Genomic DNA, 12,014 nt, shown 5'->3' on the forward strand with positions numbered 1-12,014 from the left:
CTGCAGGCTGAAGCGCACCAGGCGGTCGTCGTCGTCGCCCGCCGCCAGCGTCAGCACCGACGGGTGGCTCTCCAGCACCTCGCCGCCGGCGCTGATCGTGGTGAAGCTGCCCCGCCACTCCCCCAGGTTGCGCAGAAAGTTCTGCCATTGGCTGGCCATGGGGAAGGGCGGCAAAGGGGCGATGGTAGGCAGCCCGCCGTGGCCGGCGAGCCTGGGTGCCGGGGTGGGGAGCAAGCGGGGAAACGGCTGGCCTTCCGGTGCCCTTCTTCTGCAACGAAGACTGGGCCTGTGCATCCATTCCGATGTGGTGCAGCGGGCCTGCCGGGGCATGGCTGCTATCGGCCCCTAGGGGCAGCTGCCTGCCGTCACTTTGGCCCGGAAATGGGGCATCACCTCTTCGGCAAACAGCTCCAGATTTCGCTTCGTCTGCGCCTGCGGCAGGCTGCCGAATTGCATGATGGCGCAGAGATGGCCGATGCCGAGTCGTTGCTCAAACTCCGCCAGGCGCTGACGGACGGTTTCGGGTGAACCCACCAGGAACATGCCGAGCTTGTCGACGGCCTCCAGGGAATGGTTGGCCATCAGCGTTTCGCGGCTGGTGATCAGGAGTGTTTTGAGGGAGGACACCGATGTGTAGCCCGGTGGCAACAACATCTCGTTGGTCATCCGCAGAAACTTGTTGAAAAAGGCCTCAATATGGGGCTTGGCTTCTCTTCGGGCAATCGCATCGGTTTCCGCCACATAGATGGGCAGGGCCATGCCCAGCTGTTCGGAGCTCGCGGTATAGCCGTACGCCTCGGCGCAGTTCCGGTAGGTGTCCATGAGCCCGCAGGCCACATCGATGTTGCTATACACATTCAGATACACGTATTTCCTTTTGGGATCGGACGCCCAGCGAATCGTTTCCAGGCTGCCTCCGGAGGGAATCCACACGTCCGGATGGGGCTGTTGGAAAGGACGCGGCCACAGATTCACTTAGTTGTAGCTGTAATGCTTGCCTTCGAACGGGAAAGGACCCTCTTCCGTCCAGGCCCGGATGATCAGATCGTGTGCTTCATGGAAGCGCTCCAGGGAATAGGTGGGATTGACGCCGGTGGCGTGATACTCAACGCCAATCCCTCGGACGAAACCGGCAATGAAGCGTCCGCCGGTGATGTTATCGAGCATGGCGTATTCTTCCGCCACGCTGAGGGGATTGGACAGCAAGGGCAACGCCCGCCCCAGGATGCAGATCTTGCCTCGCTTCACGCTTCTGGAAAGCGCCCCCGCCATCACGGCCGGTGTGGGCATCAGGCCATAGGCCGACTGGTGATGCTCGTTGACGCACACGCCATCAAAACCGAGCGCATCGGCTAGTTCCAGCTCATCGAGATAGCGGTTATAGAGCTGATGGCCAATCTGGGGATCGTAGTACGTGTTGGGGAGCACCAGGCTCGCCGAGACATGTTTGTCGACGTAATCCAGATCGAGGGCGCCATAGGGCATCAAATGAAAGGAATAGAACTTCATGCGGATGCCTTGACCGTGAATGCGTCCAGATGCTCGAGGTAGCGATCGGTGGCGTCCAGCATCGGGAAATGGCCGCAGTCCCTGTAGAGATGTAGCTGGGCGTGGGGGATCATGGCGTGGTAGCCGTGGGCATAGGCCACGGGGAAAAGCCTGTCATTCTCACCCCATTGAATCATGGTTGGCATCGTCAGCCGATGCAACCATTTGCGTAGATGGGGGTTGTGAAAGCGAGGATGCCAGGCCAATCGCGCCGACATCTGTCTGGCTTTCAACATCAGATCGATATCACGTTCGCTCGATTGCTTCGCCCGCATGGTTTCCCTGGCCTGCGGATCAACGATCAGCTGGCCGATGGTGTCGTCCGGGTTCCACAGGAAGGCATCCCCCATCGGGCAGCCGTCAACACGGATGCCGGCTGCGGCACACAGGCTCAGGCTCCTGAACCGTTGCGGCTGCATCACGGCAACTTCCGCTGCCAGCCAGCCGCCCAGGCAGTGGCCGGCAAGGTGGCAGCTCTCGATCTGCAACGCATCAAGCACATCGAGGTAAAAGAGGGCCAGATCGGCCATGCCGTCGATCCATTCCCCTGACCCCGAGGAGCCAAAGCCGGGATGGTCGGGCAGGATCACATCGTGGTGCTCCGTCAGCCTGGACAGCACGCTGTCCCATGACGCTCGCCCATCCATGCCGTGCAAGAGCAGGAGGGGTTCACCTTTGCCGCCACGCTGATAGGCGACTTGGCAGCCTCGAATGTCGATGCGATGTTCCGTGACCATGGGGCTATTCGGGCCTGCTGTCATGGGTCAAGTCCCGATAGAGCCGGTGGTGCCGCTCGACCGGACCCTTCCATGAGAAGCGCTTGCAGACGTCCAATCCGTTCCTGACCATGGCCTCCTTGGCGGAGTCTGACAGCGTCATGAACCTGTGGATGGCCTTCGCGATGGCCTCGGCGCCCAGTCCGTCGATTCGGATTGCGCAGGCGTCATCCAGGTAGTCATTCATTCCTCCGGCAAAAGAAGCGATCAGGGGTGTGCCGCACGCCAAGGCCTCGAGTCCAACAAGGCCAAAGGGCTCATGGATGCTGGGGAAGATCACGGCGTCGGCCGCTCGGATGATGTGGAACTTGTCATCCCCTGCGGTGAAAGGAATCCGGTGCAAGTTATCCCGTTCACGTGCCAGGTTCTCCAGCCGTTGATATAAGTCCGGATTGGAACCGGCTTCCCCTCCCATCACGACCAGGTCGACGCCGCTGGGCAATCGGACATCGAGCAGCCGCCCGACATTCTTCATCGTATCGATGCGCCCGAAATACAGGAGCTTCGTCGGGTTCTTGCCAGGAAGTCTCTTCGCTTCGAATGGAATTGACTGCACGTCCTCCAGATGGATGCCGTGCGGGATCACCTGTGAATCCTGCGGTCCGTTGAGCCGTGTCTGATCGCTCCGGTTCAGGAAGATGGCCCTGTCAGACGATTGAATGCTTTCCCGCTCCAGTCGTTCGATCTCGGCGACAATCGACTTTTCGACGGGCGGAGCAGCCATCGACTCCTTCGCCAGATCCTCCAGCAACAGGGTGTAACTCAATTGGGTTGTGTACACCGATTTGATGTTGCCTCCCCAGTAGCTGGCCAAGGCGTTGCCCACCGCAATGGACGTCCAGTCCTGCATGTGGATGATATCGGGCCTGTTCAGGTTCTTGATCCCGTAGATGATTTGAATGGGGGCATTCATCAGGGTCTGCACGATGAAGTCACTGCCCAGGCCATCCCTGTATCCGCAGGAAATCACCTCAATCTGATCGGCGATCGTCTGATGGCCGTAATTCCACCTTAAATCCAACACCTGAATCCTGATCGACTCGTCTGCTTTGGCCAGGCCTTCAATGATTTCCTTGACAGAGCTCCCCATGCCGCAGGAGGCCCTGAAGGGGTTGTCACACAGGATGAAGAGGATCTTCATGCGCTGAAGCCAGGGGTTCCGTTGGGTCTGGATGTCGCCCTGCGGATGGTGGATGGACTTCTGCCGTCGATCCCATGCGGAGCCAGAAGGAGGGCCTGAATACGATGATGCACGCTTCCGGAAGACTGTAACTGAATGCCAAGGAGCTCGCCATCCGTGTGTCCAATTCAGCCCCGATCGATAAGGTGCTGTTGGTCCTGTGCCGCGATCCCTGGCTCTACGCCGTGCCCGATTGCCCCCACCACCCCCGGGAGGCGAGCAACGTTGTCTGCCCAGTCGCTGCTTGGCGTTTGCCTATCTTAGAAGCAGTGTTTGAGCTTGCTTTCAAGACGGCATCATTCGAGCTATGCTGAATCAATGCTGTCGTAGGCCCACCGGCCCATCCCGATGGAATACAAATATGAAGCTGTTGTTGAAACAGATGGGCGAATCCGGATCCAAAGTCCTGTCCATCTGAAAACGGGAGCGAAGGTGTTCGTTTCTGTGCCAAGTGACGATCCCGACCCTGTCGTCAGCGGATTTGACTTGAGTGAAAGGGCTTTGGCGGCTGACTGGCTGAACCCAGAGGCGGAAGCTGCATGGGCCCACCTGCAATAGGGGACGTCGTTCTCATCCCCTTTCCTTATTCCGACCTGTCGCAAGCTAAGCGTAGGCCGGCCTTGGCCATCGCAGATGTTGGGATGGGAGACTTTGTGCTGTGTCAGATCACAAGCAGATCCTACGCGGATAGGCTGGCAATTCCACTTTCGGAAAGTGACTTTGCCGAAGGTGATCTCAGGCGTGAGAGTTTTGTGCGCATTGGAAAAATGTTCACTGCGACTATCTCGATCATTTCTGGAGTCGCTGGCAAGCTCAATCGTGGGAAAATGTCTGAGCTCCTGGATGCGTTGGTTGACATCCTGCGTGCAGGAGACTTTGAGCGGTGACGCGTCGCAACATCGTCGGGAAGGCCTTGGGCTCGGCAGGGGGGCGAGACTTGTCCTCCCCTGCGCCCAGCCCGATGCGTTCCCCCCTGGCGGCCCTGTGCACCCTGGCCGCCGCCGGTGCCGCCCTGGCTCTCCCGGCCATCCCGGTGGCCCACGCCCAGGCCGCCTGGCAGACCTGCCGCTTCAACGGCCGCGCCGAAGCCTGTCTGGTCGCGGGCGGCTCCACGTCGTTCACGGTCACCTTCCGCTCCGACGGCAAGCAGATCGAGATGGAGAAGGTGGGCGAGCCCTGGAGCTGCGGCCAGGGGGATCAGGAGGAATGCGGCAAGCTGCTGATCACCGAGCCCAGCAATGGCCGCACCACCCTGGCCACCTACCGGCAGACATCCTCCGCCTTCCTGGTGCGCAGTGAGCGCGGCAACACTTACACGATTCCCTTCTGAATTAGCCTTCGCACGCTGTGCAATGGCTGCTCCAGTGACCGTTCCTGAATCCCCCAGGCCCCCCTTTCCCCCCTTCGATGCCGAAACGGCGGCGAAGAAAGTGCGCCTGGCCGAGGATGCCTGGAACGGCCGTGACCCGGAACGGGTGGCGCTGGCCTACAGCCCGGACAGCGTCTGGCGCAACCGGGCCGAGTTCGTCAGCGGGCGCGAGGCCATCGAGCAGTTTCTGGCCCGTAAATGGGCCAAGGAGCTCGACTACCGCCTGATCAAGGAACTCTGGGCCTTTCACGGCAACCGCATCGCCGTGCGTTTCGCCTACGAATGGCACGACGATTCCGGCCAGTGGTTCCGAGCCTACGGCAACGAAAACTGGGAGTTCGATGCCCAGGGCTTCATGCACACCCGCATCGCCAGCATCAACGACCTGCCGATCAAGGAGAGCGAGCGGAAGTACCACTGGCCGCTCGGTCGCCGCCCCGACGATCATCCGGGCCTGTCCGATCTCGGCCTCTGACGCTCAGCGCTCCCCGCTGCCGATCAGCCAGTGCGAGCGCGCCGGCGGGGGAATCGGTAGGCTCCGCCCAGTGATGCGTGGCGGGAGATGGAGGAGAAACTCGTCTTCGTGAGTGTGGGTGGCACGGCCACGGCGGAGCAGGAATCCTTCGTGCGATCGATCGAGGATCGCCTGCGCAGTGAATCCCTGATCCCCAAGACCGTCGGCCGCAACACCTTCAGCGCCGATGCACCGCTGAAGGCCATCACCGAACTGATGGAGAAGTGTTCCGGCATCGTCGTCATCGCCCTGGAGCGCAGTTACTTCCCCTCGGGCCTCGAAAGGCGCGGCGGTCCGCGTCAGGGGACTCTGGTGGAAACAAGGCTGCCGACGCCGTGGAACCACATCGAAGCGGCGATGGCCTACGCGAAGCACCTGCCGCTGCTGGTGATCGTGGAAGACGGCTTGAAAGCGGAGGGATTGCTGGAGCAGGGTTACGACTGGTATGTGCAGAAACTTCCCCTGGCCGAGGCGGCCCTGGGCTCCAACGAATTCAACGGCGTGCTCGCTGACTGGAAGGAGAAGGTGCTGGCCTTCCAGCCGGGGGCTGGCACAGTCGTCCCTGCAGCTGGCCCAGTCGCCCCGTCACCGCCGCCGCCAACACTGCGGGAGCTGAACCCGGCCGACCTCTCCGTGCGCGATCTGCTCGGTGCCCTCAGGCCGGTGCAGCTGTGGAGTGTGACGATCGCCCTCGCCGGCCTGCTGGCGGGGGCCTTCAGCCTCGGTGCCCGCCTGCTCCCCTTCGGCGATCGGCCCAAGCCTGTCCAGGGCGCCCTCAGGCCGACGCTGGCTCCGGGCGCGGTTGAACGTCCGTGCCGAAGCTTTCTTCCTGATACACCAGGCCGCAGTTCCGCCTGATCCAGTGGGGATTCGTGCCCCGTTCCTCCACCAGGGCAGGGAGGCGATGGCCGTTCCAGGCATACCAGCGCAGCGGGAACCGCGAGACATGGCGTCGCCCGGCCATGGCGTCGTGAATCATGCAATCAGGCATATAGAAACCGACGCTCTGGGTGGTCAGGAACTTCAGCAACTCCTGGCAGCCCTGGCGTGTGATGACGACGGCATGGAGGCAATAGAGCGGCCCCTGCAGCACATCGCCCAGCTGATGGGACGGCCAGGGCCAGGCGATCTGGCTCAGGCGCGTGAGTGTTCGGGAGCGATGCAATCGCCGGGCCGGATGCAGACGCGGCAGAAAGTCGTACTGAATCTGCGAACCCAGGAGGAGAAGATCGAAGTTGCGGGGCGTGCTGTTCAGGAACGCCGGCGCCAGCTGGTGCCACGACCGTGAGAAGCGGATGTCATCCTCGAAGATGCAGGCCCGTGGATACCCCTGGTCGATGATGTGCTGGAGCAGCGTCAGTTGGGTCACGGCGCAGCCCTGGGCGCCGGGCAGGTGGAGAAAGTCTTCGCGATCTGCCAGCTGATCGATGCCGAAACGCAACAGCGCCTCCCGGACGTTTCCCGTCGCCCCATCAAAGGCCGACCAGCGCCGCGCGTCCGTGAATCCCGCCCATTCCAGTTGGCTGCGGCTGCTCTCCCACCGATCCGGCCGGCGATCGAGATTGATCAGAAAGGCAGGGGTGTTCAGCAACTCCTGCCAGGACAGTTTGGCCATGCATCAATGCGGCACGAAAACAGACGCTGGATTCGGCACGCAGGAATGCTTCACGAAGCATCATGTTATCATCGTCCTCCGATTCCAGGCAGGCCATTGATGACCGCCCCCGTACGGGTCAGCCCGGGCGGCTCGCCGACGGCTCCTCTGGTCACGGTCGTCGTGGTGTTCCGCGAACGGCACAGCTTTGCCTCACGCTCGCTGGACTCGATCCTCGAGCACCGGGATTATCCCTTCGTCCTCCATTACCACGACAGCCAGTCACCGCCCTCGGTGCGGCGGGAGCTGGAGGCGGCCGAGGCCCGCGGCGAGCTGACCCTGTTCACGGCGGCCCCCGGCACCCCCAACCAGCTGCGCAACCAGGCGCTGCAGGCGGTGACGACGAAGTATGTGTGCTTCATCGACAACGATGTGCTCGTCACCAGGGGCTGGATCGAGACCCTGGTGGCCACGGCGGAGCGCACCGGAGCCGGCATCGTCTTCCCCCTCTACCTGATGGGGGAGTTTGAAGCCGATCGCATCCACATGGCCGGCGGCAAGAACCATCTCTCGGAGAAGAACGGCGAGATTGAATACAACGCAGAGCACCTCTTCGCCAATGCGCCCGCCTCCCGCATCGTCGGCACTCTCCAGGGGGGAGATTCCGATTTCGGCGAGTTCCATTGCATGCTGCTCAGCATGGCGATGCTCCACGAGACGGGCCCCCTCGATGAGGCCTACCTCCAGGTGAATGAGCACATCGACATCGCCATGGTGGCCCGGCAGGCGAACTATCGGGTCATCTTCGAGCCGAAGTCCGTGGTCAGTTACGTCTACGCCAACGAGCACTCCCCCTACTGGCTCTGCGACATCGAGCCCTTCCACCGGCGCTGGAGCCATGAGCTGGCGGCCCGGGACGTGGCCTATCTCTCCAGCAAGTGGAAGCTGCGCTCCCTCCAGAGCATGACCTCCTTCCTCAATCGCCAGATCGGCAGCATGGAGCGGGTCCATCCCCGCCCCGTTGAGCCTGCTGCCGAGGCCGTGGACAACCACGCCTATCCCTATGTGCACTCCTTTCCTCTGCTGGTGCGGCAATGCCTGGCGCAGGGCCATTCCCGCAAGGAGATCGTGGAGCTGAACCGGGTGTTCGATGTCGCGGCCGAGCTGCACGGCGGCTCCTTCCGGAACTCGAAGAAAACCTTCCAGGAGCATGTCGTCCGGGTGGCCAGCGTCCTGGTCGTGCACGGCGCCCCCTTCGATCTGGTCAAGGCCTCCCTGCTGCATGCCGCCTACATGCCCACCAGCTCTCGCCGGCATCTGGCCCCCACCGAGCGGAACCGGGCCCTGCTGCGCGAACTGGTGGGCCGCAAGGTGGAGGCGATCGCCCATGCCTACGCGGTCGCCACCGCCGCAGGCCCCGCCGATCGCCAGGGTCCTCCGCCGGTGATCGAGGAACTGCCGATCGTCAGTGCCCAGGCCAGCGTCGTGCGGATCGCCAACGACATCGAGGATCTGCTCGACAACGCCGCCCTGCTGGAGCGCAAGTCGCTCAAGCACTTCGCCCGGGTTCATGCCTCCCACGGGCCCGTCGCCGAGGCCTGCGGCTACCAGGCCATGGTGGCGGAGTTCGCCGAGCGGATCCGGCTGGCCGAGGTCGCCCTGGAGCCGGGCTCCCAGGATCCGGCGGCGGCGGACTGGCTGATTGCGCTGCTGCGGGAGCGATCCCCCTACCCCCTGCTGGAGTCCCATTCGCTGGCCACGCGCTCGCGCCGGCTGGCGGCCCGCCTCGTGCGCAAGCTCCCCAGACGGGGCATTCCACTGCCACTGAAGATCGCGGCCAAAAAGGTCCTCAGGCCTTTCGGGCTGGTCTGACCCGGTCCCTTGCGATCGCGCCGAATCAGGCGGGCCGAGCCCCCTGGCGCTCCAGCACGCCCACGCAGCGCCCGCACAGGCTGGGATGGTCCGGGTGCTGGCCGATGTCGCTCTCGTGGTGCCAGCAGCGCTCGCACTTGTGGCCCGCCGCCCGGGCGATCCGCACCCGCACGCCCTCCTCCTCGGTCTCCGCTAGAAGGGGCTCCGCCGGCGCTGACCCGCCGACCCGCAGGGCCGACACCAGCAGCCAGTCGGCCAGGTTGTCGACCTCGGGGTGGGGGCTGGCCTCCACCAGGGCCAGGGCCTCATGCAGGGGGGCCGCCTCCGATGCCGCGTCAGCCGCCGCCTCCACCAGCTCCAGCTGCACCTGGGCCTCGAGGGAGGCGCCCAGTTCCCCCCGGCCCCGGCAGCCCTCCAGCACCCGGTTCACCTGGGCGCGCAGCTCCAGGATCCGCTGCATCGGCGCCAGCAGCTCCGGCGCCGCCCAGCTCTGGGGCACCGTCGGCCAGCCCCGCTCGAACACCGAGACTTCGGCCACCGGATAGGGCAGGTTCTGCCAGATGTCCTCGGCCATGTGGCACAGCACCGGCGCGATCAGGCCCGCCAGCCGCTCCACCACCAGGTGCAGCACGGTCTGGCAGCTGCGGCGGCGGACATCGCCGGCCGCGCTCACATAGAGGCGATCCTTGGCGATGTCGAGGTAGACGTTGGACAGGTCCACCACGCAGAAGTTCTGCAGGGCCTGGAAGAAGCGGTAGAACTCGAAGCGCTCGAAATCGGCGCTCACCTCCTCGATCAGGCTGGCGGTGCGCTGCAGCATCCAGCGATCCAGCAGGGGCAGATCCTCGATCGCTACGGCATGCTCGGCGGGCACGAAATCATGCAGATTGCCCAGCAGATAGCGGGCCGTGTTGCGCACCTTGCGGTACACGTCCGCCAGCTGTTTGACGATCCCCGGCCCCAGGGGCACGTCGGCGGAGTAATCCACCGAACTCACCCACAGCCGCAGCACGTCGGCGCCGTAGGCCGGCTCCTGCTTCTCGTTCCTGCCCCCCTCCACCAACACAACGGGGTCCACCACGTTGCCCAGCGACTTGCTCATCTTGCGGCCCTTCTCATCGAGGGTGAAGCCGTGGGTGAGCACCCGGCGGTAGGGGGCATGGCCATTCACGGCCACCGAGGTGAGCAGGCTGCTCTGGAACCAGCCACGGTGCTGGTCGGAGCCCTCCAGATAGAGATCGGCGGGGCAGCCCAGACCGCGGCCCTCCAGCACGGCGGCCCAGGAGGAGCCCGAGTCGAACCACACATCCATGGTGTCGGTGCCCTTGCGCCACTGGTCGGCCTGGCCGGCCCAGGCCGGCGGCAGCAGCCCCGCCTCGTCCCGCTCCCACCAGACATCGGCGCCGTGCTCGGCGATCAGCGCCTCGGCGTGGGCCAGGGTGTCGGCGTTCAGCAGCACCTCGCCCGTCTCGCGGTGATAGAAGACCGGGATCGGCACCCCCCAGGAGCGCTGGCGGGAGATGCACCAGTCGCCCCGGTCCCGCACCATCGCCTCGATGCGGTTCCTCCCGCTGGCCGGCAGCCACTCCACCGCCGCGATCGCCTCCAGGGCCTGGGCGCGGAAGCCGTCGACGGAGGCGAACCACTGTTCGGTGGCCCGGAAGATGGTCGGTTTCTTGGTGCGCCAGTCGTAGGGATAGCGGTGCTCGTAGCGCTGCTCGGCCAGGAGCAGCCCGGCGTCCCGCAGGGCGGTGATGATCGCCGGGTTGGCGTCCTTGAGCACGTTGAGCCCGGCGAAGGGGCCCGCCTCGGCGGTGAGGGTGCCGGCCTCATCCACCGGGCAGAGCACCGGCAGGCCGTACTTGTTGCCGGTGTGGAAGTCGTCGACGCCGTGGCCCGGGGCCGTGTGCACCAGGCCGGTGCCGGTTTCGGTGGTGATGTAGTCGCCGCCGATCACCACGGGGCTGGTGCGATCCAGCAGCGGATGGCGGTACAGGATCCCCTCCAGCTGGGCCCCCTTGAGGGTGAGCAGGGGTTCGAGCGGGCGCTCCAGGCTGTTGCGCAGCTGCTCCACCAGCTGGGCGGCCACCACCAGGTAGCGGGGGGTGCCGCCGTTGGTGGTGCCGTCGCGGCAGATGGCGTAGTCGAGCTGGCCATTCACCGACACCGCCAGGTTGGCCGGCAGGGTCCAGGGGGTGGTGGTCCAGATGGCCACGAACAGCTGCTCCCGGTGGGCCGCATCGGTGGGGCCGGCGATGCCGGCGTCCGCCAGCAGCCCGGCCAGCGGCTCCGGCAGCTCCACCACCGGGAAGGCCACGTAGACGCTGGGGGAGGTGTGGCCGTCGGGGTACTCCAGCTCAGCCTCGGCCAGGGCGGTGCGGGAGCTTGGGCTCCAGTGCACCGGCTTGAGGCCCCGGTAGATGTGGCCCGCCAGCACCATGCGGCCAAAGACCCCGATCTGGGCCGCCTCGTAGGACGTCTGCAGGGTGAGGTAGGGCTCGTCCCAGTCGGCCCAGATGCCCCAGCGCCGGAAGCCGCTCTTCTGGCCCTCCACCTGCTCGAGGGCGTAGGCATGGGCGCGCCGCCGCAGGTCGATGGGGGTGAGCTGCCGCCGCTCCTCGTTGCCCAGGCCCTGCAGCACCTTCAGCTCGATCGGCAGGCCGTGGCAGTCCCAGCCCGGCACGAAGCGGGCCCGGCGCCCCTGCAGCAGGGCGTGCTTATTGATGATGTCCTTGAGGATCTTGTTGAGTGCATGGCCCACGTGCAGGGCGCCGTTGGCGTAGGGCGGGCCGTCGTGCAGGGTGAAGGGGGCGCCCGGGTTGCCGCGGCTCAGCCGCCCGTAGAGATCGTGCTCCTTCCAGAAGGCCTGCAGTTCCGGCTCCCGCACCCGGGCATTGGCCCGCATCGCGAAGGGCGTCTGCAGCAGGTTGAGCGTGTCCTTGTAGGACGCCGGGCTTGCCGTCACGTCGCCGGGGCGCGAGAAGGCTGGATTATCCCGCCTCGCCGAGACCCTCCCCGGCGGCAGCGGTCTGCGGCGGGCTGACGGGCTCCGGCGTCTCCGGCACGGCCTGCTCCAGCAGGGCATCGATCGCCTCGAAGCTGTCCACCACCAGCGGGCCGTCGTCGGGCTCGGGGTCCGGCTCGGCGGCTTCGGCCACCTC

Annotated in this window: 11 protein-coding genes and 1 pseudogene; 6 read left to right on the forward strand and 6 right to left on the reverse strand. The window is 64.9% G+C overall.

The window, feature by feature from the left end:
- The 4 genes and pseudogenes from VB734_RS06985 to VB734_RS07000 all read right to left on the reverse strand — a co-directional run.
- On the reverse strand, positions 1-330 hold a 330-nt coding region (locus tag VB734_RS06985), incomplete at its 3' end, for a DUF3598 family protein (RefSeq protein WP_323243218.1).
- 15 nt (positions 331-345) lie between these two features.
- Positions 346-1,509: pseudogene (locus VB734_RS06990) on the reverse strand (LLM class flavin-dependent oxidoreductase).
- On the reverse strand, positions 1,506-2,285 hold the full coding sequence (locus VB734_RS06995) for an alpha/beta fold hydrolase (RefSeq protein WP_323243219.1): 780 nt from the start codon (positions 2,283-2,285) through the stop codon (positions 1,506-1,508). The pseudogene VB734_RS06990 and the gene VB734_RS06995 overlap by 4 nt, the downstream one beginning before the upstream one ends.
- Before the next feature lie 4 nt (positions 2,286-2,289).
- A complete protein-coding gene (locus VB734_RS07000) occupies positions 2,290-3,465 on the reverse strand; it encodes a glycosyltransferase family 4 protein (protein WP_323243220.1) in 1,176 nt (391 codons plus the stop codon).
- Between the two features lie 387 nt (positions 3,466-3,852).
- Between VB734_RS07000 and VB734_RS07005 the strand changes: the two genes are divergently transcribed.
- The 5 genes from VB734_RS07005 (at position 3,853) to VB734_RS07025 (ending at position 6,245) form a co-directional block, all read left to right on the forward strand.
- A complete protein-coding gene (locus tag VB734_RS07005) occupies positions 3,853-4,062 on the forward strand; it encodes a hypothetical protein (protein ID WP_323243221.1) in 210 nt (69 codons plus the stop codon).
- Positions 4,044-4,391 (forward strand): type II toxin-antitoxin system PemK/MazF family toxin, encoded by a 348-nt coding sequence (locus VB734_RS07010; RefSeq protein ID WP_323243222.1) that lies wholly within the window; start codon positions 4,044-4,046, stop codon positions 4,389-4,391. The genes VB734_RS07005 and VB734_RS07010 overlap by 19 nt, the downstream gene beginning before the upstream one ends.
- 74 nt (positions 4,392-4,465) lie before the next feature.
- The gene (locus VB734_RS07015) at positions 4,466-4,834 is read left to right on the forward strand and encodes a hypothetical protein (RefSeq protein WP_323243223.1); all 369 of its coding nucleotides are present in this window, start codon (positions 4,466-4,468) and stop codon (positions 4,832-4,834) included.
- A gap of 22 nt (positions 4,835-4,856) precedes the next feature.
- Entirely contained in the window at positions 4,857-5,348 is a 492-nt protein-coding gene (locus VB734_RS07020; RefSeq protein WP_323243224.1) for a nuclear transport factor 2 family protein, read from the forward strand.
- A gap of 87 nt (positions 5,349-5,435) precedes the next feature.
- Positions 5,436-6,245, forward strand: coding sequence for a hypothetical protein (locus VB734_RS07025; protein ID WP_323243225.1), 810 nt, complete (start codon positions 5,436-5,438; stop codon positions 6,243-6,245).
- Here VB734_RS07025 and VB734_RS07030 read toward each other — a convergent pair.
- Complete coding sequence (locus VB734_RS07030; RefSeq protein ID WP_323243226.1) at positions 6,163-7,002, reverse strand: glycosyltransferase family 25 protein; 840 nt, start codon at positions 7,000-7,002, stop codon at positions 6,163-6,165. The two genes, VB734_RS07025 and VB734_RS07030, sit on opposite strands and share 83 nt — an antisense overlap.
- Positions 7,003-7,101: 99 nt before the next feature.
- Here VB734_RS07030 and VB734_RS07035 point away from each other — a divergent pair, with 99 nt between their 5' ends.
- The gene (locus VB734_RS07035; RefSeq protein ID WP_323243227.1) at positions 7,102-8,853 is read left to right on the forward strand and encodes a glycosyltransferase family 2 protein; all 1,752 of its coding nucleotides are present in this window, start codon (positions 7,102-7,104) and stop codon (positions 8,851-8,853) included.
- Positions 8,854-8,878: 25 nt separating this feature from the next.
- Here the strand turns inward: VB734_RS07035 and ileS are convergent, their stop codons facing one another.
- Complete coding sequence (gene ileS / locus VB734_RS07040; protein WP_323243228.1) at positions 8,879-11,818, reverse strand: isoleucine--tRNA ligase; 2,940 nt, start codon at positions 11,816-11,818, stop codon at positions 8,879-8,881.
- Positions 11,819-12,014 lie beyond the last annotated feature (196 nt).

The organism is Synechococcus sp. BA-124 BA4 (assembly GCF_034931165.1).

Coding starts and splice junctions, on each gene's coding strand:
- VB734_RS06995 (WP_323243219.1), bottom strand. CDS start 2,285: ATGGTCACGGAACATCGCATCGACATTCGAGGCTGCCAAGTCGCCTAT.
- VB734_RS07000 (WP_323243220.1), bottom strand. CDS start 3,465: ATGAAGATCCTCTTCATCCTGTGTGACAACCCCTTCAGGGCCTCCTGC.
- VB734_RS07005 (WP_323243221.1), top strand. CDS start 3,853: ATGGAATACAAATATGAAGCTGTTGTTGAAACAGATGGGCGAATCCGG.
- VB734_RS07010 (WP_323243222.1), top strand. CDS start 4,044: ATGGGCCCACCTGCAATAGGGGACGTCGTTCTCATCCCCTTTCCTTAT.
- VB734_RS07015 (WP_323243223.1), top strand. CDS start 4,466: ATGCGTTCCCCCCTGGCGGCCCTGTGCACCCTGGCCGCCGCCGGTGCC.
- VB734_RS07020 (WP_323243224.1), top strand. CDS start 4,857: ATGGCTGCTCCAGTGACCGTTCCTGAATCCCCCAGGCCCCCCTTTCCC.
- VB734_RS07025 (WP_323243225.1), top strand. CDS start 5,436: ATGGAGGAGAAACTCGTCTTCGTGAGTGTGGGTGGCACGGCCACGGCG.
- VB734_RS07030 (WP_323243226.1), bottom strand. CDS start 7,002: ATGGCCAAACTGTCCTGGCAGGAGTTGCTGAACACCCCTGCCTTTCTG.
- VB734_RS07035 (WP_323243227.1), top strand. CDS start 7,102: ATGACCGCCCCCGTACGGGTCAGCCCGGGCGGCTCGCCGACGGCTCCT.